30 protein-coding genes are annotated in these 23,845 nt (G+C 31.8%); 25 read left to right on the forward strand and 5 right to left on the reverse strand.

The features are described from left to right. Nucleotides 1-78 precede the first annotated feature (78 nt). A complete protein-coding gene (locus ACUL40_RS01795; protein ID WP_000540419.1) occupies nt 79-219 on the reverse strand; it encodes a YjcZ family sporulation protein in 141 nt (46 codons plus the stop codon). A 218-nt stretch (nt 220-437) separates the two neighbouring features. On the opposite strand from ACUL40_RS01795, the gene ACUL40_RS01800 reads away from it, so the two are divergent. The 4 genes from ACUL40_RS01800 (at nt 438) to ACUL40_RS01815 (ending at nt 3,299) form a co-directional block, all read left to right on the forward strand. Continuing rightward, nucleotides 438-1,190, forward strand: coding sequence for a YwqG family protein (locus ACUL40_RS01800; protein ID WP_001034843.1), 753 nt, complete (start codon nt 438-440; stop codon nt 1,188-1,190). Between the two features lie 150 nt (nt 1,191-1,340). Beyond that, nucleotides 1,341-2,501 carry a transglutaminase domain-containing protein gene (locus ACUL40_RS01805; RefSeq protein ID WP_445422920.1) on the forward strand — a complete coding sequence of 387 codons (1,161 nt, stop codon included), beginning with the start codon at nt 1,341-1,343 and terminating at the stop codon, nt 2,499-2,501. Between the two features lie 107 nt (nt 2,502-2,608). Continuing rightward, a complete protein-coding gene (locus ACUL40_RS01810) occupies nt 2,609-2,806 on the forward strand; it encodes a DUF4083 domain-containing protein (protein WP_445422919.1) in 198 nt (65 codons plus the stop codon). Between the two features lie 31 nt (nt 2,807-2,837). Further along, nucleotides 2,838-3,299, forward strand: coding sequence for an NUDIX hydrolase (locus ACUL40_RS01815; RefSeq protein WP_000024999.1), 462 nt, complete (start codon nt 2,838-2,840; stop codon nt 3,297-3,299). Nucleotides 3,300-3,348: 49 nt separating this feature from the next. Here the strand turns inward: ACUL40_RS01815 and nadE are convergent, their stop codons facing one another. Continuing rightward, nucleotides 3,349-4,167 (reverse strand): ammonia-dependent NAD(+) synthetase, encoded by an 819-nt coding sequence (gene nadE / locus ACUL40_RS01820; protein WP_000174904.1) that lies wholly within the window; start codon nt 4,165-4,167, stop codon nt 3,349-3,351. Between the two features lie 285 nt (nt 4,168-4,452). Between nadE and ACUL40_RS01825 the strand changes: the two genes are divergently transcribed. From ACUL40_RS01825 to ACUL40_RS01850, 6 genes are all read left to right on the forward strand, one after another. Continuing rightward, nucleotides 4,453-5,238, forward strand: coding sequence for an SMODS domain-containing nucleotidyltransferase (locus ACUL40_RS01825; RefSeq protein ID WP_445422918.1), 786 nt, complete (start codon nt 4,453-4,455; stop codon nt 5,236-5,238). A 13-nt stretch (nt 5,239-5,251) separates the two neighbouring features. Beyond that, complete coding sequence (locus ACUL40_RS01830; RefSeq protein ID WP_445422917.1) at nt 5,252-6,016, forward strand: hypothetical protein; 765 nt, start codon at nt 5,252-5,254, stop codon at nt 6,014-6,016. 61 nt (nt 6,017-6,077) lie between these two features. Continuing rightward, on the forward strand, nt 6,078-6,581 hold the full coding sequence (locus tag ACUL40_RS01835; RefSeq protein WP_431077616.1) for a hypothetical protein: 504 nt from the start codon (nt 6,078-6,080) through the stop codon (nt 6,579-6,581). A 3-nt stretch (nt 6,582-6,584) separates the two neighbouring features. After that, entirely contained in the window at nt 6,585-7,460 is an 876-nt protein-coding gene (locus tag ACUL40_RS01840) for a YecA family protein (protein WP_445422916.1), read from the forward strand. A gap of 251 nt (nt 7,461-7,711) precedes the next feature. Continuing rightward, entirely contained in the window at nt 7,712-8,068 is a 357-nt protein-coding gene (locus ACUL40_RS01845) for a hypothetical protein (RefSeq protein ID WP_445422915.1), read from the forward strand. A gap of 73 nt (nt 8,069-8,141) precedes the next feature. After that, complete coding sequence (locus tag ACUL40_RS01850) at nt 8,142-8,417, forward strand: hypothetical protein (RefSeq protein WP_445422914.1); 276 nt, start codon at nt 8,142-8,144, stop codon at nt 8,415-8,417. 38 nt (nt 8,418-8,455) lie between these two features. Here the strand turns inward: ACUL40_RS01850 and ACUL40_RS01855 are convergent, their stop codons facing one another. After that, on the reverse strand, nt 8,456-8,845 hold the full coding sequence (locus ACUL40_RS01855) for a PH domain-containing protein (protein ID WP_346988885.1): 390 nt from the start codon (nt 8,843-8,845) through the stop codon (nt 8,456-8,458). A gap of 418 nt (nt 8,846-9,263) precedes the next feature. On the opposite strand from ACUL40_RS01855, the gene ACUL40_RS01860 reads away from it, so the two are divergent. The 10 genes from ACUL40_RS01860 (at nt 9,264) to ACUL40_RS01905 (ending at nt 16,644) form a co-directional block, all read left to right on the forward strand. Next, a complete protein-coding gene (locus ACUL40_RS01860; RefSeq protein ID WP_270373102.1) occupies nt 9,264-9,443 on the forward strand; it encodes a hypothetical protein in 180 nt (59 codons plus the stop codon). 46 nt (nt 9,444-9,489) lie between these two features. Continuing rightward, nucleotides 9,490-10,410 (forward strand): hypothetical protein, encoded by a 921-nt coding sequence (locus ACUL40_RS01865; protein WP_445422913.1) that lies wholly within the window; start codon nt 9,490-9,492, stop codon nt 10,408-10,410. A 109-nt stretch (nt 10,411-10,519) separates the two neighbouring features. Further along, entirely contained in the window at nt 10,520-10,723 is a 204-nt protein-coding gene (locus ACUL40_RS01870) for a peptide ABC transporter substrate-binding protein (RefSeq protein ID WP_445422912.1), read from the forward strand. 150 nt (nt 10,724-10,873) lie between these two features. Then, nucleotides 10,874-11,053: a hypothetical protein gene (locus ACUL40_RS01875; RefSeq protein WP_445422911.1), complete on the forward strand. Its 180-nt coding sequence runs from the start codon at nt 10,874-10,876 to the stop codon at nt 11,051-11,053. 47 nt (nt 11,054-11,100) lie between these two features. After that, on the forward strand, nt 11,101-12,090 hold the full coding sequence (locus ACUL40_RS01880; RefSeq protein WP_445422910.1) for a short-chain dehydrogenase: 990 nt from the start codon (nt 11,101-11,103) through the stop codon (nt 12,088-12,090). Nucleotides 12,091-12,438: 348 nt separating this feature from the next. After that, nucleotides 12,439-12,729 (forward strand): peptidase M23, encoded by a 291-nt coding sequence (locus tag ACUL40_RS01885; RefSeq protein ID WP_087970069.1) that lies wholly within the window; start codon nt 12,439-12,441, stop codon nt 12,727-12,729. Between the two features lie 134 nt (nt 12,730-12,863). Further along, entirely contained in the window at nt 12,864-13,334 is a 471-nt protein-coding gene (locus ACUL40_RS01890; RefSeq protein WP_445422909.1) for a phage terminase small subunit P27 family, read from the forward strand. Then, complete coding sequence (locus tag ACUL40_RS01895; protein ID WP_445422908.1) at nt 13,335-13,658, forward strand: hypothetical protein; 324 nt, start codon at nt 13,335-13,337, stop codon at nt 13,656-13,658. A gap of 15 nt (nt 13,659-13,673) precedes the next feature. Continuing rightward, complete coding sequence (locus ACUL40_RS01900) at nt 13,674-14,909, forward strand: phage portal protein (protein ID WP_445422907.1); 1,236 nt, start codon at nt 13,674-13,676, stop codon at nt 14,907-14,909. A 43-nt stretch (nt 14,910-14,952) separates the two neighbouring features. After that, nucleotides 14,953-16,644: a phage major capsid protein gene (locus tag ACUL40_RS01905; protein WP_445422906.1), complete on the forward strand. Its 1,692-nt coding sequence runs from the start codon at nt 14,953-14,955 to the stop codon at nt 16,642-16,644. Nucleotides 16,645-16,786: 142 nt separating this feature from the next. Here the strand turns inward: ACUL40_RS01905 and ACUL40_RS01910 are convergent, their stop codons facing one another. Next, nucleotides 16,787-17,095: a hypothetical protein gene (locus ACUL40_RS01910; protein WP_445422905.1), complete on the reverse strand. Its 309-nt coding sequence runs from the start codon at nt 17,093-17,095 to the stop codon at nt 16,787-16,789. Nucleotides 17,096-17,324: 229 nt separating this feature from the next. On the opposite strand from ACUL40_RS01910, the gene ACUL40_RS01915 reads away from it, so the two are divergent. Then, nucleotides 17,325-17,546 carry an acyl-CoA thioester hydrolase gene (locus tag ACUL40_RS01915; protein ID WP_445422904.1) on the forward strand — a complete coding sequence of 74 codons (222 nt, stop codon included), beginning with the start codon at nt 17,325-17,327 and terminating at the stop codon, nt 17,544-17,546. Nucleotides 17,547-17,638: 92 nt separating this feature from the next. Then, nucleotides 17,639-19,144 carry a recombinase family protein gene (locus ACUL40_RS01920; protein ID WP_445422903.1) on the forward strand — a complete coding sequence of 502 codons (1,506 nt, stop codon included), beginning with the start codon at nt 17,639-17,641 and terminating at the stop codon, nt 19,142-19,144. Between the two features lie 55 nt (nt 19,145-19,199). Here ACUL40_RS01920 and ACUL40_RS01925 read toward each other — a convergent pair whose 3' ends face one another. After that, complete coding sequence (locus ACUL40_RS01925) at nt 19,200-19,973, reverse strand: abortive infection family protein (protein ID WP_445422902.1); 774 nt, start codon at nt 19,971-19,973, stop codon at nt 19,200-19,202. Between the two features lie 336 nt (nt 19,974-20,309). Here ACUL40_RS01925 and ACUL40_RS01930 point away from each other — a divergent pair, with 336 nt between their 5' ends. The 3 genes from ACUL40_RS01930 (at nt 20,310) to ACUL40_RS01940 (ending at nt 23,817) form a co-directional block, all read left to right on the forward strand. Continuing rightward, a complete protein-coding gene (locus ACUL40_RS01930; protein WP_065382526.1) occupies nt 20,310-22,190 on the forward strand; it encodes an FtsX-like permease family protein in 1,881 nt (626 codons plus the stop codon). 116 nt (nt 22,191-22,306) lie between these two features. Further along, nucleotides 22,307-22,594: an AbrB/MazE/SpoVT family DNA-binding domain-containing protein gene (locus ACUL40_RS01935; protein ID WP_000648324.1), complete on the forward strand. Its 288-nt coding sequence runs from the start codon at nt 22,307-22,309 to the stop codon at nt 22,592-22,594. Nucleotides 22,595-22,869: 275 nt separating this feature from the next. Further along, entirely contained in the window at nt 22,870-23,817 is a 948-nt protein-coding gene (locus ACUL40_RS01940; protein WP_000099762.1) for a serine protease, read from the forward strand. The last annotated feature ends 28 nt before the right edge of the window (nt 23,818-23,845 follow it).

Consider the following 23,845-nt stretch of genomic DNA (forward strand, 5'->3'; position numbering starts at 1 on the left):
TTCCTTTCGAATGAAAGATTTAGAAATGGCAAAAAAGCACGTATTGTACGTGCTTTTTTACAATAGTTTTTTAGTTTACTAGCAGCCTACAAAGCCGCCCCAACAGCTAGCTCCGATGATGATTAGAAGGATAAATAAAACGATTAATAAAGCGAAACCTCCGTAACCACAACCGCCGCCACCGTATCCGTAACCACAGCAACTATATCCGTAACCCATGTGGAATTCCTCCTTATATTTAAAAATGAACGAGGGGAAAATGTACTGGAAGAACTAAAGAATTATCATGTTTGTAGGAACAATGTATAGTATGCTTTTTTAAACTTGTTCGCGTACGAAGGATAAGCCCGTTTTTGGGAGGCTTGTTGATTTTGTAAAGAATGAAGTATAATCTTTGTACTATGATATAAATAAGTATGTAAATGTAAGGAGAATTTATGAATAAAAAAATTGAAGTATTAATTGATAAATATGAACTAACACACTTGAAAGAAGAACTTATTAATACTGTATTTCCTTGTATAAAAGTTGTGCCAAAGCAGCAGGGAACTGTTGCGATAGGTAGTTCGAAAATGGGAGGAGTTCCTGATCTACCAGCTTTATTTGAATATCCAAAGCATAAAGGAAATCCACTACAATTTATCGCGCAATTTAACTTAAGTGATTTACAAAACGTTGGTATGGATCACAATCTTCCTAAGACGGGGATGCTGTATTTCTTTTGCATTGAAAATTATTTTGAAGAAAATGTGAATCTAACAGAAGCTGGGCGTGTACTTTATTATGATGTTCCTGTAGAGCAATTACGAAGAGAAAATGAAATACAAGCGAAATATAACCAGTGTGCAATTACTTTTGAACTGACATACAAATTACCAGAACTTTTCATTGAAGATGAGGCTGATTCAGATCGTTTCTTGCAATTACTTGAAGAGCTAATTCCAGATAACTACGATAACCATCAAATGTTTGGTGAGCCATTCTCTGTACAAGAAGAAGTGTTATATGAGACAGGAGAATATATGGGAGTAGACCCGCAGCAAATGACTCTTTTATTCCAAATTGATTCAGATCATAAAAATTGTAATATGGTTTGGGGAGAACTAGGGATGCTATATTTCTGTATTAATAATGAAGATTTGAAAAATCAACGTTTTGAAAATACATGCTGTGTATTACAAACATGCTAATGAAAAAAGGTTGTTCTTTTAAAAAGAACAACCTTTTTATGTGAATTAGTTAATATGCATAATCTCATATGACCTATACGAAAAAGTATTGTATACTCTGAAACTATACGATACTTTTTCGTATAGTTATAGAATATAAGGAGTGACAAGATGGGAAAGACAAGTAAGTATGTGACAGCTGCCGCACTTTGTTCAACTATAGTAATGGGAGGCTTACAAGCATCATCTGTATCTTATGCAGCTACAAATCCGACTACAATGACAGCACAATCAGATGTAAAGTTATTAGATGATTTCAGAAAAGAATTAAAAAAACAGATTGATAATCGAGAAGAAAATATTACAATCACATATAAAACAAAAGATAGAAATGCTAGAAATATTATGGATCAATTGTATGGTGAGTTTAATAAAATTGTAGATGCTGATGAGTATGTAAAATATAATGTAGCGTCTACTAGATATTCTATTAAAGGAATGCCAGGGGACTATACGTTTACACTGCAAGTAAAATACCGTGAATCAAAAGAACAAACTCAATATGTAAAAGCTCAGGCGAAATCAATTGTTGGATCAATTGTAAAACCAGGGATGGATGAGCATGAGAAAGTAAAAGCTATTCACGATTACGTTGTTAAGCATGTGTCTTATGATACGTCTTATCAAGCGTATACAGCATATGAAGCATTAGCGAATCGTTCTGCCGTTTGCCAAGGATATACATTATTAACGTATGAGTTGTTAAAAGAGGCAGGTATTCAAAATCATATTGTAACAGGCACAGGAAATGGACAAGCTCACGCGTGGAATTTAGTGAACATTGAAAACAAATGGTATCACCTAGATACTACATTTGATGATCCAGTACCAGATAAAGCAGGGCGTGTAACTTACTCATATTTTAATATGTCTGACGAACAGTTAAGTAAAGATCATGAATGGGATCGTAGCAAATATCCAGCGGCAACTACAAGTTATTTTGGTGAATTAACAAATAAAATAAAAGCTGGTAGCTCAAAGACTGTCGTATATGAGCAGATGTTAAAAGAAACAAATTTACAATACTTATCTGCAGAATACGGAGCAGAAAATTATAATGAATTTAAGCAAAAGTTGCAGCAACAGTTTGCAGCCAAACCAGAAAAAGTAGAAGTACGATATAAGCAGTCCATGGATGGGACGATGCAAGATATAAAGAAAGTATTAAATGAAATAAATTGGCCAAAAGGTGCAAAGCGTGTGTCTTATCAAGTAGCGCCTTATAGTGCATTGGCTGGTTATTCATTGGCGACAATTACATTTACGTATTAAGCAATGAGAAAGAGCATCTGTAAAAGATGCTCTTTTTATATTTGTTGATCACTTTAAAATATTGGGAATTATGTGATAAAATAAAAAGGAGAGGATGTGAATGCTGAATGAACTTGTTCGAAAGTAATATTTTCACATTGATATATACTTGTTTAGTAATCGGACTTATCGTTTTGTTTTTCATATCATTTATTTTGTTTATTAGAAGAGTATTACAAAGCAGCGTTGCAAAGAAACACCACGTGATTAATATGAACCAGAAGCTAGATCGAATCATTGAATTGCTTGAAAAAGATAAAAAATAGCGATAGAAGAAGTATGAAAAGGGGAAAGAGAATGGCGAATTATATAAAAGAATTACGTGAAAAAGTAGGACATGATTATGTTTTCTTAAACTTTGCCGGTGGTTGTGTATTTAATAAAGAAGGAGAAGTATTACTGCAAAAAAGAGGAGACTTTAACGCTTGGGGATTTCCAGGTGGTGCAATGGAGATAGGAGAATCAGCTGCGGAAACTGCAATCCGGGAAATAAAAGAAGAAACCGGGTATGATGTAGAAATAAATGAGCTTATTGGAGTGTATACAAAATATTTTCAATCATATCCAAATGGAGACAAGGCCCAGTCAATTGTGATGTTCTTTTCATTCTCAATAGTTGGAGGTGACAAAAAAGTAGATGGTGATGAAACGTTGGATTTGAAGTTTTTCCCGTTAGACGACATGCCACCGTTATTTTGTAAACAACATGAAGATTGCTTGCAAGATTTATTGGAGAAAAGAGTAGGGGTATATCGTTAACATATAAAAAAGAAGCTAAATGAAGATTAGCTTCTTTTTTATGTTTTATTTATTTCCACCAATCATCAAACATTGACGCTGGTACTTGTCTTTTATGCTCACTCACTGTGTAACGTTTTTCAATTTTCTCTGCAACGTCAGCTGGAACTGCTTTACCTTCTAAATAATCATCTAATTGATCATAAGTAATACCTAACTCTGTTTCGTCAGCTTGACCTGGTTTTTCATCTAATAAATCAGCTGTTGGCATTTTTAAGTAAAGTCGCTCGTCTGCACCTAACTCTTGTAATAATGCACGTCCTTGGCGCTTCGTTAATCCCGTTAATGGTAATAAATCTGCACCACCATCTCCGAATTTTGTAAAGAACCCTGTTACAGCTTCTGCAGCGTGATCTGTTCCGATAACAAGTAACCCTTTTTGTCCACCAATTGCATATTGAGTAACCATACGGATACGTGCTTTCACGTTACCTTTATTAAAATCTGTTAATGACTCACCCAATAAGTTTTCATATTGATTTGAAAAAGCATCAACAGTTGAAGCAATATCAAATGCAACAGATTGATCTGCTTGAATGAATTGTAATGCTAATTGTGCATCATCTTCATCTTTTTGTACTTTATAAGGAAGACGCACGGCGATAAACGTTACATTACCACCTTCGTTACGAATTTCTTCAACTGCAAGTTGTGCTAAGCGTCCTGCTAATGTAGAGTCTTGGCCGCCGCTAATACCAAGTACAAATCCTTTTGCGCCTGTTTTTTTTACATAATCCTTTAAGAAATCAACTCGTTTACGAATTTCAACTTTTGGATCAATTACAGGCTGAACATGTAATGCTTTCATAATCTGTTCTTGTAATGTCATTATGTTTTCCTCCTATTCATATTAAAGCGGTAAATAAGTTTATATGTATAATGGTACATACTTCTATCCTTTATTATTTCGCAAAACTAACGAATATACAATAGGATGTGTGTATGAATATGAATGTAGTCATTATAAATAAAGTACTACGTATAAGCAATTTTTTTAAACCTTTCAAAAATGGAATGTAATCTGGTGAAACTTTAACGAAAGTTTATTTTGAAATAAAACAATGGTATAATTGTATATTATAGGTAAATAAAAATTGCTAGGTTAGGTGAGAAGATGTCTGTTCAATCATATTTGGAGAATTTATCAAGTGAGTTGGTTTTATCAGATTTAGAAAAGCCAAATATTGTTACATCAATATCTACATTATCAACGCGGTTAAATATTTATTTTGGTACAGATTTAAAAAAGCATTTTCAATTTGGTTCTTATACTAGGGGGACAATTCTCCCAAGAAAGGTGGATGCCAATTCTGATATAGATTATATGGTTATTTTTCATAATCCTTATAATTATAAACCTCAAACTTTACTTAAATACTTAAGAACATTTGTTAATAAATATTATGGTAGGTCTGAAATTTATCAGGATAGCCCTACAATGGTATTGGAACTTAAACACATTAAATTCGAACTGGTTCCTGCAATGGAGCAATGGGGCACTATTTATATCCCTGCACCAGCTACTGAGTATACAGATTGGATGCAGACAGATCCAACGGGATTTAATGGAAAGCTAACAAAAGCAAATACTATTAGTCATTCTAAGGTAAAACCACTAGTTCGTTTGATGAAATATTGGAATAGATTGAATGGAAATTATTATTCTTCATTTTTATTAGAAAACTGGATAGTAAATAATAACACATATTATAAAGGTAGTTTGAAAGAATATCTATTTAGTTCTTTTGATAACCTTACATATGATTATAGTGCCCCACAATACCTTAAAGACAATATCGATAGGGCAAAAAGAATAATTAATAATGTTCGTTATTATGAAAGGCATGGTCAAACATATAATGCTGAGATGGAAATTAGAAAACTATTACCAGACATTTAGGGGATAAAAAAGTATGACACAAAGACAAGATTCATTAGATAAATATTATAATATAGTAGATAAAATTAAGAATGTTTCGTCTGTTTTATTTTGGTTCAATGCTGTAATATCTTTAGGAGTTTTTTTCGTAAATGGGAATGTAGCATTAAAAAACACATTGACCATAGTATTCATTGTGACTACAGTTGCTTATTTTATAGTAGATAATTACCTGAGTATTTCCTTAATACCAAACATTGAAGATAAACGAAGAAAACATTTATTATCTAATTCATTTGGTATTCCATTAGATAACGAAACAACCAATAAATATTATAACAATGACATTAATCCTTCAATTATAAAGTTGGGGATAAATGTAATGGAGAATGCTTTGTTTGCTAAAAATGTAACAGACAAAATGGCAAAAAAAGAGCGAATTATCATATTTTTATATCTGATTAGTTGGTTACTTTGTTTGTTGCTAAGAAATAATAACTTGGAATTTATATCCATTGTGTCTCAAACATTATTTGCTAGTACAATTCTGTCAAGTTGGTTAAAATTAGAGGTTTTAAGATACCAAACTCAAACAATTTACGATGAATTATATAGATTGTTTTTAACTACTGGAATCAAGAATTCGAATAAGCAAATGCCGTATATATTAGATGCTTTTGTTAAATATGAAGCAGCAAAGGCATATTCTGGAGTGAAACAATCTACAAAAATATTTAAAAAAATAAATCATGAAGTTAGTCTAGAATGGGAGCAGGTTAAACAGCAATTAAAAATTTAAGTAAGCATTTTTTTGATTAAATTAAATCACTAGAAGTTAGTATGATTGATGGAGGGATATTATGTTAGAAGTACATAAATCCAATATGAAATTAGAAGCTTATATGAATATGGATGTTTTTAATGATGAAACAAAAGAAAGAGCTAAAAGAGCAGATATTTTATTATTGCCTAATTTGGAAATGAGGGGAGAAGACAGAGTTTTTCAGCCTAACACAGTAGATTTTTATAAATATTCTGTTGTAAATCAAAATAATGATTATAAAATAGAATTATTTGAGAATAAAGGTGAAGAAAAAATATTAGCTTTACATTCATTTGATATTTGGATGCCTATAATTGCTATCGGCACAGAATTTTTGCTTCCAATTGTTACAGGATTAGTTACTAATTATGTCGGTGATCGTATGAAAGGAAGACCGAATGATGAACCCACTGTTCACTTTGAATTATTAGTTGAAAATAAAGAAAAAGGAACAAGCAAACATATATCCTATAAAGGATCAGTAGAAGGATTTAAAGAAAGCTTTGAGAAGATTGATGTTAATAAATTTTGGGAGGAATAATTAATGCTTTCTGTTCTGAAAAGAGAACTTAATGAATTTCCCCAACATAGACTATTAAAAAAATATGTGCATGACATACATAAAGAATTAGAACAAGCACATTATAATAAAGTAATAGAAATATCACTTTCTAGTATTGAAATATGCAGACAGATTAAAGAACAGGCTGTAAGGTTAAAAAATGAAGAAATTGCAAATTCAATGTTTGTTGTAGCGGAATATTGTAAAATGTTTAAGTGTTATTCTAACTATTGGATAGCACTTATGGAAGAAAGATTTCAAGATTCATGGGTATTGTTACAAGATACGATAGATAAAATAATAAATGTAAATAAATTCACAGAAAATCATAGTGCGTATAAGATTGATAAATTTAATGAACTTTTTTATACATTAGAAAAACTATATCCTTATAAGTTATTTGCTAGTATTGAAGCAGTTATAAAGACTAAAATATGTAGTATTTGTGGGAAGAACGCTATAGGCTTGGATTGCCTCCATATAACAGGCTCACTATACTGGGGGGAGATGGCAAACGTATTGTGTAAAGATATTGCATTAAAGGCAGTTGCCATTGTTACACATCCTTTAGATAAACGCTGTGTAATGGAATTGAGTGATGATAATAGGACTGAAGCAGAAAAATTTCAATTGCTAAATTATTTTATTACCCATAATAAACATCCTTTAAAAATATTTTCTGTGAATGAAAGTGAAAAATATTTTTATAATGATAAGTATGAAAATATAAAGCGTAATGATATTTGTCCATGTGGGAGCAATAAGAAATTTAAGGTTTGCTGTGGAACGAGCAAATATAAGAAAGGATCTCATTACAATTTGAATTTTAAAGAAGATATTGAACTTAAAAGAGTTTAATCATAATTTTATTACTATAGTTTTATAATGATTGCAATGAGGTTAATGAGGGATAAAAAATCAAAAAGAATAACGCGAATTACATTATATGACAGTTATCTGATTTATTTATAGTCAGAGAACTGTCATTTTTTGTATGGAAAATAGTAAAAGTTTTTTTCGAATTTGGTTTCCGTTTTGAAATGTTCTATATATAATAACTTTTGTAAGAAGGGTAAATACAAAATTTTACAATTCGGAGAGTGGTTGAGATGAAAACACAGTACATGGTTAGAAAGCACAGAAAGATAATGCAAGAACAGTTTAAGAAAACAATAGATGCCTTCGATGGTATGTCTGACCAACCTTATTTGGGGAAAATGGAGCAATTTGGAAATGAATGGGGCAAGGTTCAGGCAATGCATTTGCTCATCTCCGCGGTAGATTCAGTAATAACATATTTGGACTATCAAGATGGTGATACAAAAACGCTTCTTCAATATAAAGAAGAATTAAAAACAGATCATGATAGATTGAAAGAGTCTGCAGAGATTTTGTTAGGCGAATTGTTTGATCGGCGTGAAAAGGAAAAAGAGATGAAAAAAAGAATTAAATTGATGACTAAATGAAGAGGAATATTCTAATTATTAATTTTATTATTTTAATTATATATATGAATTTATAAAAATGGGGGTTTTTGAAATGATTGAAAATATTTTATTAGACAGGAAACTAACAGAAGATGAAGAACATACATTGGCAATAACTCTTGGGTATGCGAGTAACTATCAGCGGCTTAGACGAAGAGTACCGTTTGAGCAGTGGTTATTGAAGGTAATGGATGTAATGAGCAAATCGGAACACAAAACCCGAGGTACAATAGACATAGATAAATTTTATAGAGGATGGGAAACCCTGCAACCAGATAAGCATAAAATAAAATTTGATTGGAATAGTGGCTATGTTGTGTTGAAATGAGAATTAATAATAACAATTACACAAAAACCAAGCGGAATTTAGTTCGCTTGGTTTTCCAATATCAAAGAATCAAGCAACTTTTTAATTTCTTGTGCTACATGTAAAGGGATTTTTTCAACAGATGCTGTATTGTTTGATGTCACAATTATTATTTCAGAACTTAACCCTTTAACATTGGTATTTATTGAATTAATGGAAGATAAGGGGATTTCCACCTTGTTATTTTGAAATACGCCCTCAATTTTATGTGCAATTATTCTTTTACTAGTTATGTATAATTGTTCAGTTGGATTGGGTTTTGAAGCAGCAACACCAAGTAATTTTTCTTCTTCTAACAGTTCTTTTTCGAATAATTCAATTTGCTTTCGCATTGCTTTACGTCTTCCCCAACCGGCTAATTTAATAGTTTCTTCAATAGTATTTAACATTCAGAACACTCCTTTTGTCTAGACTCATAATAATTATATGAAAAATATTGATGAATTGTAATATATTTCATGAATTTTTATATGTAGAGGTATTTTGTATTCAAAAATTATCATGGTGTAAAATTGAGCAAAAATCTGTTCATTTATTCTAGATGCTTGGAAAAAATGAGCAGAAAACTGTCCATTTTTACACTGATAACTATATATACTAATAATAACTATATATACGATATTTAGCACAGAAAACTTGTCAGTTTTCGTGCTAGTGTCTTTTAATATATTGTAATTGGAGTGGACGATAAAAAATTATAAATTTAAATGAAAAATATTAATTTTTTTTGGTTTACAAATCTGCTTCTAGTACACATATATTACGTAGGGTATTACTAAATAGTAAAAATATATGGGGGTTATGGAATTGAAAAATACTTATATAGTTTATAATTTGAATCTCATGGAACATCTTATTAGAAAAGGTTATGGACTTATTGGAATTTCTCCAAATAAACATTGTGAGGGGAAATTTGTATTTTTCTTTAACGACAAAGATGGTCGTATTGAATATGCAGTGAATCAATATAAAAATCAAATTGCTTAAACAATATTAAATCCAATCAAATTAAAATCAAAGGAGAACATTAACGATGGGGAAGTTTATAAGACTACCAAACTCAATTGTATCTACAGAAGAAAAATTGGCGATGTCAGCTTTGCTTATGTGTGCTAAAAATGATAATGAAACAATTACATCAGTTGCAGTACTAGAAGCCAATTTAACAGGACTATCAAAACCAAATAGAAAAACACAAAATGCTTTGTTTAAAGGTTTAAGGTATTTATGTGAAAAAGGCATGGTGAAAATTGAAAATATGCCGAGTAAAACAAATGATATTTTCAAAGTTGTTATTACTGTTCAAGAGGGAACGTTCACAATATTGTATTATGAAGAAATTCAAACAATTATGGGTGGGGATTATAAAGGAGCAGTGAACCGAGAATTATTTGCTTATTATACGGTTTTATCTTCATTTTATAACAATACGACAAAAATTGCTTATCCATCAGTTGAGCAACTTGAAGCAGCAACAGGTTTGACAAATAAAACAATTATTAACTATAACAATAAATTAAAAGAAATAAATATAATTCATATTGAAAATAATGGGCTCATTAAAACGGAAAGTGGTGTACAAAGTTTAAGAAATACTTATTCTCGTAAAGAACACGCTTATTTATGCAAAAAAGAATCTGAAAAGTACAAAAAAGGAATTGTTGATAAGGGTGGGCAAATTCTTAATAAGAAAGATAAAAATAAAGATGCACAAAAAATAACATTAGTTAAAGATGATAATAATCAGGAACAGTTATCAGATAAGCAAATCGTGTATGTTCAAAGAGATGAACAAGGAGTTCCGATTATTGCATATAGGTATAATAATAATGTTAAAGAAGATATGTTTGCATATGCTAAACGCTCCAATATGGATATGCAGGAATACTTAAAATCAATTCAGACACACCATGGGGCAATCATTAAATATATTCCATGCAATCTAACTGCATAGGTTGTAAGTTAAAACTATCATTATTATGGTTTACAATTGGCAGTTTTGTGGACATATATATTGTAGGGTATTACTAAATAGTGAAATATAAATATTAGGAGCGATAATTATGGAAAAATATATGACTGCAAAACAAAAAGAGGTATTGTTCAAAAAACAACGCATTTTTGAACTGGAAAACTTAGGTTATACTCATCAACAAGTTTGGTTCAAGTTAAATGAGGAATTAAAAGAGCTCAATATTAAACCTGTTTCAATTAGTTACATTTATAAATATTGGAATGAAATGAAAAGGGAATATGGAATTAGTTAATTAGGTGCGATCATAAAACATGATGGCACTTATTTAATTTAATGAGGAGTGTTGGGAAATGAAAAGTGATGGGGTTATAGAAAATGTTAGAAATGCGGTTATGATTATGTGTTTATGGCTGTGGTTATTTGTTTAAAGAGGGATGGTTGTATGGAAATTAAAAATGGAAGAATTTATTTATATGATTCAAGTTTTTTTTTGAATTTAGGTTCGTTTGGTATTGAACCGATTACAAGGTTCGAGTATCCAAGAGAAACAATATATGTTTATGAATATAGCAAAGCGACTATTAAATTACTAGAAGAAATGATGAAGGGCTCGTTAGATTAACGAGCTCTTTTATTTTGTACAAAGAGAGATAAAAGGAGAACAATAAAATGCTAAAAAACGTGATGAGAGATATTAAAAAGGAATTGAGTTATGAAAGAAATACTGAAAAAAGAATGGATGAAGTATCAAGAATTACAAAGAAATATAATCTTAATGAATATTTTCATACATTCAATGCAAAGAAGGTAACAAGTGATAGTAAAACAACAACTACGATTAATGAAATATTAGATTTTCTTGCGGCGTACATTCTTGAAAGTGAAAATCTTACAACAAAGAAAAATGAATATAATATCTTAGATGAAAAGAGAATGAAAGATGTTGAAATGAATGAGCAAGGTCTTCCATCATATTCAAGTGACACCGAAGAAACCACTGCTGAATTTAAATTGACAAGCGCTCTGATTAACAAGGAGCGACTATTAAAATATGAAGATACTGTATATCAGTTGTTAAAAGGTGATTATGAATTAATCAATGATGGTGCGGTGTTTGAAGATTTATGGTGTTATCAAACAATACAAAATGAAGATGCTAGAGGACTCATAGAAGGAATTTATAATACAATACAATATTATTTATCGGAAATTAATACATCATGTTCTAAGAAAAAAATAATGATTAATAGAAAAAGGACAAAGGAATTATTGTATGGCGATATTGGAAGTATTGTCCGCTCTTATACCAAATTTGAAACAGTACAAAAAAGAACAGGTGAAAGAGCCAATAAGAAATATTGTGCTGAATCTAGTGAAGATATTGTAACAAATAAACATCAACAAATTTTTAAGTGGCTCGTGGCTGATAAAAGTGCTATTACACATCCAAATGAAATTATTCCGATCATAAATTTAGAACAAGCTATTGAAAAAAATATTGAAAGTTGTTTGTTAGATGAAAAAGATGTTGAAATGATTAAATTGTTAAAGAATCATTACAAAGGTGATTTAGTGGAATGTTTAAAGGTAAGTGGAAGACGTACAACATACCGTTATCGTCTTGAACGTTTGATAAATAAATTAGAACAAATTTGCTGATTTTTTGACCAGAAGGGAGAGATTTCTCCAATATATTATGTAATGGTAAATACGAACTTTCTCAGGACTCTAATGTTGAAGCCATAGTGTCTAATTCATCTAAAAGACCGTTACATTTTTAATCATTATCGGTATAGTTTTGCAAATTCACGAATGATACTTATCTACTCTATTGATAAGTATCGATACATAATTCATTTTCATACTCTCGGATGAATTTATTGGCACTTTTGTTGGTGCTACTTGACGCTCTCCTTACAGCTCCATTAATCATTTGTGTTAGTGGGGCAATCCTTTTATTACTAATACATAATGAATCATAACAAATAGATTGGTGGTGTAACGTTATTGATTATTGATGAATTACTCAATACAACAAATAAACGATTGGCTCAAATAGATGAAATATTATTAATAAATGCTAATAGTATATTAAAGTCAATTGATATGCAAATACAATTGCTCAATGATGTTGAGGAACAGACAGAGGATAAACGATTACTTAAACAAATAAACAAACAAATAGAACAGTTAAAGAATAATAGAGTGTTATTGGTGTTGGTCACTAAATATATCGTGAAGAATGAATTAAATGTTCAAGAAAAACGTGTGATAACAAATATTTTAAAGAGAGATTAAGAATTAGATGCCCCGTATTAGTCCATAAAAAATGGGTGTAGTCTTTAGAATAACTTAGCCACCATTATTCACTCTGAACTGTACAAAATTCTTATAACTATTTTTTGTAAAAAAATGTGAAAAGGATTGATGATATGGCAAAACCACAACGATTAAAGAAACGTAATCAAGGTCGAACGAGTGGGCAAGAATTGATTGAAAAAGAAAAAGAATTCAGTGAACATTTTTTGAAAGACCATATTGATAATCCTCCTGTATATTTCAGTGAAAGTGCCAAAAAGTATTATTTATTTATTGTTAAAGAATTAAAGAAAATTGATTTGGTGAATGATTTAGATAAACCGACGATTGAAAACTTGGCATTCTATTATTCATTAATTGAGGATTGTCATAAGACCATTTCTGAAGAAGGTCAATTTGTAGAACACTTACATGGTAAGAAAGCACATCCTGCAACCGAACAGCTAAATAAGCATACAACCAAAGCTAATGAATTAGCAAAATTATTATGTTTAACTGCTGATACTCGTCAAAAATTACAAAACATCAGTGAAAGTAATGAGGGAGATGAAATGATTGCTCGAATTATGAGAGGTGAGCTCTAAGTGGAACATTTGATTAATGTTGAGAATCTAAGAAACTTTAATCCAGATGAATATGTGGAAGTTGAAGGAATGCAAGGTTATTACTATTACATTGACGGTCCACAAAATGCAATGAGGAAATTGGAAGAACCGAATGTTATTGTCATAGAAAAATTAGTTCAATCTAATCAAATTATTGAACCAATATTGTGGATACTCAGATTTGAAAATGTAACAAACGTTGAGTACAAAAAGTATTTAGAACTCATGGAATATAAAACAATTAAAAACAGTAACTCAAAAATGCTTAAACAAATTGAAGAGTATAGAGATTTAATTTTGTAAGAAAGGAGGAATTACGTGGGATTATTTGATTATTTTAATAAGAAAAATGATGTAGAAGAACGTTCATCATATGGCGGAGATGGCTCAGCGCTAGCATTAACAATGTTATTGGGTGGAGGAATTGTTAAAGCCGATCAATTAAAATCAATTCCAACTGCCAAAACATCGCTGGAATTAATATGTAATTCTATTGCTCAACTACCAATTTATTTGTATAAAGAGCAAAATGGTGAAGCAGTAAAAGTGCCGAATGACAAGCGTGTAATGTTACTTAATAATGAACCAAACGAATTTGCAGATTCGGTTCAATTTAAACGTAAATTGGTTGAAGATTACATTCTTTATGGAAAGGCGTTATCTTATGTAGAAAGAGCAGGAAATAAAGTGCTTCATTTACATGGATTAGATGCTGATAAAGTACAGTTTAAGAAGTTCACAGATGATGGTGTTACTTGGGGTAAAATTGAAGTTCAATATATGGGTGTTGGTGGAGCAAAGATTTTACCATATGATAATCTACTGTTAATTGACAGTGGCTCTAATGGTGTTTTAAAGAGTGGTGAGAGAACGTTGCAACTAGCATTGAATGAGGTTGAATTCTCTAAAAGTCTATTAGAAAACTTTGCACTTCCAACAGGTGTTATTGAAACTGCTAGTAAACTTAGCGAAAATGCTGTAAAACGACTACGAAGAGGTTGGGAGTTATTATATGCTGGTGCAAGAAATGCTGGTAGAACAGTTATTCTTGAAGAAGGTTTAAAATATAAGCCAATTTCATTAAAACCAGACGAACTTCAATTAACAGATTCAAAGAAAGTGACCACAAGTGAAATTGCAAGGTTGTTCAATGTTCCAGAATCTATGATTAACTCAAATTTAAATAAGTATAATAGTAATGTGGCTGAGAATCTACACTTCTTACAATATACTTTGTCACCGATCATTTCAGCAATTGAGAGTGCATTGGATAAATCATTGTTATTGGAAAGTGAAAAAGAAGATGGTTACTATTTCCGTTTTGATGTTACAGAGATTCTTCGAGGAACGCCAAAAGAACAAACTGAAGCCATTGGACAAGCTCTTGAAAAAGGAATATTAAGTATTAATGAAGCTCGGGCGATGTTAGATAAGAATCCAATTCAGAAAGATTACTTTATGTGGTCATTAGGTGATATATTGTATGATGCTGAAAAAGATGAGTTTACCGTACCGAATACAAGTACGGTTATAGGTGATGAAAAGTTATCTTAAAATAAAACTGAAAAATCAGATAAAATGACGGGTGATACGAAAAATGAAAATGGAACTACGAGTTAATCAGACCAACATTGAAGCAAATGAAGATGGCTCAATGACTGTCAATGGCTATGTAAATAAGACTGAACAATTTAGTAAAATGTTGGGACGCAACGAACAGTTTAAAGAAAAGATTTCACGCGGTGCTTTTAAACATGCAATTGAGAAGGCAAAAGAAATTCATTTTCTTGCTGAACACGACAATAGCAAAATCTTAGCTTCAACTCGCAACGATTCACTTCAACTGTCAGAAGATGCAAATGGACTCTATATGTCTGCAACGGTTGCTCCTACATCTTGGGGCAAAGATTATTATGAATTAATTAAGTCAGGAATTTTAAAGAACATGTCATTTGGATTCCGCTCAATTAAAGATTCATGGAAAAAGACTACTCAAGGTTATTTTGAACGGACAATCCATGAACTTGAATTATTTGAAGTTTCAGTTGTAAAAGATCCTGCATATTCTCAATCTTCAATTTCTGCTCGTGGAATTGATGTTGTTGAAGAGGTTGAAGTACCTGCTGAGGTTAAGAGGAAAATAGTAAGAAATATTCATGAAATGAGTCGCAAGGCTCTTATTGAATTGCGAAATGACTTGCTCGAACAATCACAAAGTTATGAAACTCGTGGGCTTACGGAAGTACACGAATATGAGCAATTAAAATCTCGAATTCGAGATATTGAAATACAACTAAAAAAAATTGATAAGAAAGAGGTTAGAAATATGGTTGAATTATTAAGTCCAAACGATACAAATGTAGAACAACGTGGTTTTGAAGAATTTTTAAAAGGTAACTTATATTCTGAAGAAGTTCGTGCAATTACAACAGGTACGGCACCAGGACAACTAACAGTTCCAACTTCAATTTCCAATCAAATTATTAAGAAATTAGAAGAAGTTGCTCCATTATTTGCACTATCTAAACAGTTTCCAAGTGTAAATGGTCATCTTGAAGTGTTAAAAGAGACTGGTATTGGCGGAGCTCAATGGTTAGGTGAAATGGAAAATGCAACTCCAGCAGATTTCACAATGTCAAAAGTAAAATTGGAACAAAAGCGTTTAACATCAGCTATTGAATTATCACAACAACTAATTAATGATGCTGGCTTTGATATTGTGAGTTATGCAATCAATGTTCTATCAAGTCGTATTGCTTATTCAGTTAACCGAGCAATTGTTAATGGAAATGGTGTTGGACAAATGGAAGGTTTCTTAGTTGCAACACTGGCTCCAGAATCAGTGATTGAAACCGTTGCAGGTACAGTTACTACTGATGATGTTTTAGGATTATTCAACTCTATGAATCCAGAACTAGTCGAAGGTGCAGTGTTTATTATGAATCGTGATACTTGGAATAAGGTTTCAAAGCTAAAAGATGCTGAAAACCGATACTATCTTGTGGATTTCAAAAACGGTAATGGTGCTAATTATTACACTATGCTTGGATTACCAGTAATGATTTCAGATGCTATGCCAGATATTGCAGTAGGAAACAAAGCAATTAGTTTAATTAATATGGGGGAAGCATATGGAACTCTGATTAAGAAGGGAATTGAAGTACAACATGTTTACGCTGATAGCACTCAAGCACTTCGTGGTTCTCAATTAATTGTTGCTTCTATCTATCTTGATGGAAAAATTATCAATGACCAAGCAATTCGCTTAATGTCTATTGCTGCTGAATAAAATGGAAATTTCACTTACCGTATTTTGAAGAATAAATAATGCGGTAAGTTCCCAACACTCCTTTATATTCGGTGGAGATACCACTTCTCCATCGAATGTACATAATAATAAAATGGAAATTTTATATATAACAAAAGGCATATCACTTGATATGCCTCATTTTTTTGTATTGAATTTTTTTATCATACTTATCTTCATATCTAAATGAGTGAACAGATCCCCTAACTCTCCAATCAATACCTTCCCGTATACTTTTGTGAATCGAAGCAAATGGCAGTGTCGCACGTTGAACGTATTCTTTCATAAATCGAGCAGTAGCTTGGATAGAAGGGAAAGTTTGTTTATATTCACCATTTTCATACCATCTAATACGAATACCTACAGCACGTTTGTTTTTTATTTTTACGCCCTCGATATTTTTATTTGTTTCTTTTGATTTAAAAATCTCCACAGTTATACCACCTTTGAATTGTATTATTTACCATTAATGTTATATTAAACTAGTTACTTTTCTGCGTAAAGATTGATTAAAAAAAGTTAAAATTAATTTTTCGATTTGGTTTCCGCATTTAAATGAACTATATATAATAGGTTCGAAATGCAAAACAAAGTATTTGTGAGCTCTTCAAATAGAGCATTTATATAGTTAGGAAATTATCGAGAGGGCGGGTTGATGTAATGTGAAGAATACAATTTTCGGCACTGTAAACGAACAAATCAAAGTAATAAATCGGGAACATTTGGAAGATGGATTAACTAGAACAACTTTTAAGTACGGAAAACTTACTGTTATCGGGGTAAGTAATGAGCCATCAACAGAAGCTATTAAACGAATGGCCGAAAGTATGAATAGTATCGCTGAAAAATATATAAATGAAGAATTAGAACAAAATATTGCTTGATTAAAATAATTATTCTCTTCTAGATCATTTAAAAATATCCAGTATTTGTTAAAATTATTTGTATATTACATGACAAAATGAGGTGTCATAACATGAAACCAAATATTAAAGAAGTAGCTATTTATTTAAGAAAATCAAGAGATGAGTCTGATGGAAAAGAAGATGTTCTAGCAAAACATGAAAGTTTACTTTTAGAGTATGCAAAAAATCAAAATCTTAAGTATAAGATTTATAAAGAAATTGGTAGTTCTGAATATATTGATTCAAGACCGAAGATGATTCGTTTGTTAAGTGATGTTAGCCAAAAACTATATGATGCAGTTTTGGTTGTTGATTTAGACCGTTTATCACGTGGTGACCTCGAAGAGATGGGACGTATTAGTAGAGTTTTTCGTGATTCTAAAACAATAGTAATAACACCAACTAAAACATATGATTTTAATAATGAAGACCAAGCACTTATTAATAACTTTGAAATGGTATTTGCCAACCATGAGTTTCGTATGATAAGAAAGAGAATGATTCGTGGTAAACAACAAGGTACGAAAGCAGGGAAATGGACAAATGGAAGACCGCCATTTCCATATGTTTATAATCGCTTAACGAAGGAACTTGATGTTGATCCAGATAAAGTGAAAGTTTACGAACTTATGAAAAAGATGTTTTTGGAAGAGATGAAAGCAACCTATGAAATTGCTTGGAGGTTGAATGAGTTAGGATTTAAGACTAACAGGAACAGTTATTGGTATGAAAATACAGTTCGCAGGATATTAAAAAATGAAGTGCATTTAGGAAAAGTTGTATATGGAAAGACTTCCGGAAGTGGTTCAAAGAAAAAGCTGAATGCAAATGGTGTTCAAATAAAAGATAGGTCTGAATGGATTATTGCTGAAGGTTCACATCAACCGTTAAAAACTGAGGAAGAGCACCAACGTATATTAGCAATACTTGAATCAAGAAGGTATACACCAAAGGGAACAAGAACAAATGTCCAAGTACTTTCAAAGTTGATATACTGTGGTAAATGTAATAGGGTAATGTCTTTTACTGGAAAGGCTAGTGGTAAGAAATACGTAAAAACTTGTTTGACAACAGACCGTTTTGGAAGCCGCTGTCATAATAGGTGTGTTAATGTTGAAGTGATTTATGCTCAATTATTTTTGGATTTAGAGCAATATGAGCAACAATTACTGAATCATGAACCGAAAGAAAAGCAGGGTGATAGTTCAACACTTCAACTAGCTTTGCAAAATAAATATGAAGAGTTGGAACGGTTAGAGAAAGGTATTGAACGTATTAAAGACTTGTTTATTGATGAAATGATTGATAAGTCGGAAATGAAAAGGCGAATTGAAAAACAAAAACAATTAATGCAAACGAAGAAAGAAGAAATTCGGTCTATCGAACAATCACTTGCAGTCATAGAGAATGTAAGAACAGACAATGATCGGCTACATGCAATTAAGGGTTTTAAAAAGGCATGGAATACGGAAGGCATTAGCAAGAAAGAACTGAATACTCTTGCTAAAGTGTTGATTGATAGGATTGAATATATTCGTGAAGGCGATAGTATTCAAATCAATATAAAGTTTTTATAAATAAAAGGAGGTAAAGGATATATTATTCTTATACCTCCTTTTGAAGATTTTAATATTAATTTTCTTCATCCTGATGCACTTCAGTAAGGAATTTCGCCAAAGTGACCCCGGCATTTACTACTAGACGAGCATGATAGGGTTTTAATCCACTTTCATTTTTTATTTTCCCATGTCCTGTACCATAAGCGTTTCTAAGTTCTGTAATCCCAATTACAATTTGTCCTAAGTTACTAAGAGTTCTTTTAACCATGTCAGAGCCTCTGTTTGCATTCTCTACTTCATCTGGAATTAATTTGATATTTTGCTGAACGGCTCGAATTAATCCGGGCATATCAAGATCATCTATATTATCAATTTTTCCATTGAGAATAGTTTTTAATACTGTTTCTACCATTTCTTTGGTTGTACCAAGAGCAAGCTCAGGATCCTCTTCCAATGATTCATAAATTCTTTTGATTTGTTTACCTAAGTCAAAAGTATTAGTGTCAAGAGGGTTTTCATCTAATAAATGGGTTGGTTCTTCGTCAGTATAAAGTACTTTATATAAGTCTTCTCTTTTTGTTTGTAACCACAATTCTAGGTTGATTTTTTCTGCAATTATAGCTAATTTATCAGGGTTTCTACCAATTCGTTCTAATACTTCAATAATATTTTCGGTATAATCTGGATCTCCCCAATTTAAGCTTCTAATAAGGCGACCATGCCCTCTGATTGCCTCGACTTCGCCTATTTCATATGCAAGCTTAGTCCAATCGCTGGCATCAAATTTGGCTTCAATAGCTAATGAAAGAGCAAAGATTAAAGATGTTTTGTTTTCTGTATTAAGCATGTATACCTCCCCACTTCCCCTGTAAAAATATCCCGAGATATATAAAAATATACCAATTTATATATTAAAGAAAGTATAGAAATAAATCAATATTATTGCACGAAAGAAAGAGTCAGATTTTTCTAGATACTAGCAATTGGTAAATAAGTTAAGTGGATATAAATATTTTTTTGTTTACCGTGGTTATGCTAAACCTGTTTTAAGAAACAAAATAAACCAAGGGTATCACCAATTTACCTTTCAAAAATGTAAGGTTTTTGTCATTTGAATCGATGGAAGGTATCTCCGCACTTTACTAATATAAAAACATAGATAGTAGAAGGGCGGAGAAGTAATATGAACATTAGAGAACTAGCATATCGGAATGTAACCCGAAATAGACGGACATACTCAGCCTATTTTTTGAGTAGTGCATTTGCAATTATGGCCTTTTTTGTGTATTCATTTTTTGCGTTTCATCCGGCATTAAGTGCAGGAGAATTAGGTCAGTACGTATTCGTAAGTATGTCTTTTGCACAGTCTATTATTTATTTATTTACATTCTTCTTTATTTTATATTCGATGGGAATGTTTTTAAAAACGAGAAAGCGTGAACTAGGAATTTTAATGATGCTAGGTATGACGAAATATCAATTAAAGCGTCTGATCTTTTTTGAAAATATTATGATTGGAATAGGGGCAATTATTTTTGGTATTCTTTCAGGTATGTTATTTTCAGGGGTATTACTATTTGTCGCTCCGATGATATTGAAACTAGATATCTCCTTATCCTATTACATACCGATGAAAGCAATTGTTGTAACAAGTATTATGTTTTTCATATTATTTATGATCATATCATTGTTTAGTGCAGGAATGATTCGTAAAAATAAAATTATGAAGTTGTTTAGAGGGTCAGCAGAGGCAAAACCGGAACCGAAAGCATCAATCATTTCTTCAATATTAGCAGTAGTATTGCTTAGTGCTGGCTATGTAGGAGCTCTTCTATCGCATGGCGCAATGGTATTTATTATGATGATTCCTGTTACAACGGTAGTTATTATTGGGACGTATTTGTTGTACAAGCAGCTGAGTGTCTTTATTATTCGATTATGTAAAAAAAGTAAACGTTTCTATTGGACACAGACTAATATTATTACGTTATCAGATTTAGCGTATCGCATGAGAGATAACGCAAGAATGTTCTTTATTGTAACCATTATTTCTACTGTAGCATTTTCCGCAATAGGGACATTAGTCGGCTTCGCATCCATGACGAAAGGGATAATGGAGAGACCAATTGCGTTTCATTACCATTCTAAGCAAGGGAATAGTAACGAATCACAACATATACAAATGATTGACAAAGGATTAAAGAAATATAATATAGCAGCTTCAAAAACTAATATTTCGACAAAGAAAACGGAGGAACAGTCGTTAAGAAGCGCCACTTTTATAAAAGAATCAGATTATAAGGAATATGCAAAGTTAACAGGAGAACCATTTAATACTGTAGCAAATAAAGAGGTTGTATTTTTGTCAGCTGATATACCAGGGCCAGCGATGAAAGAAAGAAAAGAAATTACTTTACCCAATATGAATGAAAGTTTAAAGGTGAAAAAAGTTACTTCATCTTCATTGGGGAAAATATTAAGAGGAAATGTTTATGTAATCTCTAATAATCAATATGATTCATTACAAGATGGATTTATAGAGACAAAAGATTATATGTATAAAACTGAAAGAACGAAAGATGAGATTGAAATTGGTAAAGAGCTTACGCATCAAATTAAACCGTATCAAGAACAGTCAACGTTTAGTGCGGAAGAGTACGAACAAAACCAAAGTTTACAAATTGCAGGACCGATTTTATTTGTAGGTTTCTTTATTGGTATAGTATTTTTCGTTTGCGCAGGAAGTTTCCTTTACTTCCGTTTATTCTCCGATTTGGAGGATGATGTTCGCTTGTTCGAAATGATTCGAAAAGTTGGATTGACGAGTAGGGAATTATCGAAGGTAGTTACAATTCGATTGGCGCTTTTATTCTTCGTTCCAATTGGTGTTGCAACATTACATGGGGCAGTAGCCTTAACGGCGTTAGGGCAAATGTTTGAGTACTCATTGTTTAAAGAAAATACAGTTGTATTAAGTATTTTCATAGGTATTCAAGTTGTATACTTCTTACTTATAAGATCCCGTTATGTAAAACAATTGAAAGAGAGATTACGTATGCATTAAATGTGTTTTTTTAACTCGAGTACAAAATTTTCTAAAAAGAGGCAAGTATTGCCAAAAAGTGATAAAATGGAAAAAGCGAGGTGAAAAAAATTAATAGAGAGAAAGGGGGGAGAAATATGAAAGCAACAGGAGTTATTCGAAAAGTAGACGAATTAGGACGAATTGTTATCCCTAAAGAATTACGCGATGTATTGGGAATACAAATCAAATCACCGCTTGAAATTTTTGTAGAAGCAGATAAAATCATTTTACAAAAATATCAACCTTACAATGCTTGCCAAATCACAGGTGATGTTTCAGAGCAGAACATATCATTAGCAAATGGAAATATTACTGTTGGGATAGAGGGAGCGGAATATTTAGTAAAAGAAATAGAAAAGTTTTTAAACAAGAGTGAGGTTTAGTCTTAATTTATATTATTTTTCAAATTACATATCATTCTTTTAAAAGACTGTAAGAGGACCATTAATTGGTCCTTTTATTTTGGTTATTAGTTGAATGACCCAGGCTGTTATTTCCTATAAATCATAGGGGAAATACAAAAGTAGTATAGAGTTAGTAAATGATGTTGAGAAATATTTGAAAAGAAGGAAAACAAAAAGAATAAAACGAATGTTACATTTACACGTATTCAAAAGTGGTCTGAAATGAAAATAATACATTTTCAGGAGGGATTACGATGAGTAGTACAGTGAATAAACAAAAAGGTATACAATTGATTCCATTTACCGTAAATAAGGTTGTAGAACAAGTAAATGAAATTCCACCAGGTGTACAACTGATTCACGCTCCGCAAGTATGGGGAAAGAGTGTGAAGGGGCAAGATGTAGTCGTTGCCGTATTAGATACAGGGTGTGATACTAATCATATAGATTTAAAAGATCGTATTATCGGCGGAAGAAATTTCACAAAAGATTATGAAGCTGATCCAAATGTGTATCTTGATAATAACGGACATGGTACTCATGTCGCGGGGACGATTGCAGCAACTGAAAATGGTGTCGGTGTATTAGGAGTTGCACCACTTGCTAAAATGTTAGTATTAAAAGTTTTAGCGGGAGATGGTTCTGGAAGTTACGAGCAAATTATTGAGGCAATTCATTATGCTGTAAATTGGAGAGGGCCGAATCAAGAGAAAGTGAGAATTATTTCAATGTCACTTGGTGGTCCGCAAGATGTTCCAGAATTACATGAAGCAATTCAAAATGCGGTAAAGCAGGATGTTCTCGTCGTATGTGCTGCTGGGAATAATGGAGATTGTAATGATAATACAGAGGAACTAGATTACCCAGGTGCTTACTCGGAAGTAATTGAAGTCGGCGCTGTCAATTTAGAACGGAAAATCACATGTTTTAGTAATTCAAATCAAGAAATTGATCTAGTAGCGCCAGGTGATGAAATATTATCTACGTATCCAGATGGGAAATATGCAGTGTTAAGTGGAACTTCCATGGCGACGCCGCATGTTGCTGGAGCGCTTGCCTTGCTCATTAAACAGTGTGAGCAAGAATACGGTCGAAAGTTATCAGAGCCGGAAATATATGCACAACTTATTAAAAGAACTGTACCTTTAGGGTATGAACGTACATCCGAAGGGAATGGATTATTAGATTTATTAAAAGAATAGAGAATACTAAAAAAACATTTCATATTCA

Source organism: Bacillus sp. KNSH39 (genome assembly GCF_052656585.1).

Coding starts and splice junctions, on each gene's coding strand:
- ACUL40_RS01830 (WP_445422917.1), top strand. CDS start 5,252: ATGACACAAAGACAAGATTCATTAGATAAATATTATAATATAGTAGAT.
- ACUL40_RS01840 (WP_445422916.1), top strand. CDS start 6,585: ATGCTTTCTGTTCTGAAAAGAGAACTTAATGAATTTCCCCAACATAGA.
- ACUL40_RS01855 (WP_346988885.1), bottom strand. CDS start 8,845: ATGTTAAATACTATTGAAGAAACTATTAAATTAGCCGGTTGGGGAAGA.
- ACUL40_RS01890 (WP_445422909.1), top strand. CDS start 12,864: ATGGCAAAACCACAACGATTAAAGAAACGTAATCAAGGTCGAACGAGT.
- ACUL40_RS01800 (WP_001034843.1), top strand. CDS start 438: ATGAATAAAAAAATTGAAGTATTAATTGATAAATATGAACTAACACAC.
- ACUL40_RS01845 (WP_445422915.1), top strand. CDS start 7,712: ATGAAAACACAGTACATGGTTAGAAAGCACAGAAAGATAATGCAAGAA.
- ACUL40_RS01925 (WP_445422902.1), bottom strand. CDS start 19,973: ATGCTTAATACAGAAAACAAAACATCTTTAATCTTTGCTCTTTCATTA.
- ACUL40_RS01805 (WP_445422920.1), top strand. CDS start 1,341: ATGGGAAAGACAAGTAAGTATGTGACAGCTGCCGCACTTTGTTCAACT.
- ACUL40_RS01875 (WP_445422911.1), top strand. CDS start 10,874: ATGGAAATTAAAAATGGAAGAATTTATTTATATGATTCAAGTTTTTTT.
- ACUL40_RS01940 (WP_000099762.1), top strand. CDS start 22,870: ATGAGTAGTACAGTGAATAAACAAAAAGGTATACAATTGATTCCATTT.
- ACUL40_RS01920 (WP_445422903.1), top strand. CDS start 17,639: ATGAAACCAAATATTAAAGAAGTAGCTATTTATTTAAGAAAATCAAGA.
- ACUL40_RS01795 (WP_000540419.1), bottom strand. CDS start 219: ATGGGTTACGGATATAGTTGCTGTGGTTACGGATACGGTGGCGGCGGT.
- ACUL40_RS01935 (WP_000648324.1), top strand. CDS start 22,307: ATGAAAGCAACAGGAGTTATTCGAAAAGTAGACGAATTAGGACGAATT.
- ACUL40_RS01865 (WP_445422913.1), top strand. CDS start 9,490: ATGGGGAAGTTTATAAGACTACCAAACTCAATTGTATCTACAGAAGAA.
- nadE (WP_000174904.1), bottom strand. CDS start 4,167: ATGACATTACAAGAACAGATTATGAAAGCATTACATGTTCAGCCTGTA.
- ACUL40_RS01825 (WP_445422918.1), top strand. CDS start 4,453: ATGTCTGTTCAATCATATTTGGAGAATTTATCAAGTGAGTTGGTTTTA.
- ACUL40_RS01810 (WP_445422919.1), top strand. CDS start 2,609: ATGAACTTGTTCGAAAGTAATATTTTCACATTGATATATACTTGTTTA.
- ACUL40_RS01930 (WP_065382526.1), top strand. CDS start 20,310: ATGAACATTAGAGAACTAGCATATCGGAATGTAACCCGAAATAGACGG.
- ACUL40_RS01905 (WP_445422906.1), top strand. CDS start 14,953: ATGAAAATGGAACTACGAGTTAATCAGACCAACATTGAAGCAAATGAA.
- ACUL40_RS01835 (WP_431077616.1), top strand. CDS start 6,078: ATGTTAGAAGTACATAAATCCAATATGAAATTAGAAGCTTATATGAAT.
- ACUL40_RS01850 (WP_445422914.1), top strand. CDS start 8,142: ATGATTGAAAATATTTTATTAGACAGGAAACTAACAGAAGATGAAGAA.
- ACUL40_RS01870 (WP_445422912.1), top strand. CDS start 10,520: ATGGAAAAATATATGACTGCAAAACAAAAAGAGGTATTGTTCAAAAAA.
- ACUL40_RS01815 (WP_000024999.1), top strand. CDS start 2,838: ATGGCGAATTATATAAAAGAATTACGTGAAAAAGTAGGACATGATTAT.
- ACUL40_RS01880 (WP_445422910.1), top strand. CDS start 11,101: ATGCTAAAAAACGTGATGAGAGATATTAAAAAGGAATTGAGTTATGAA.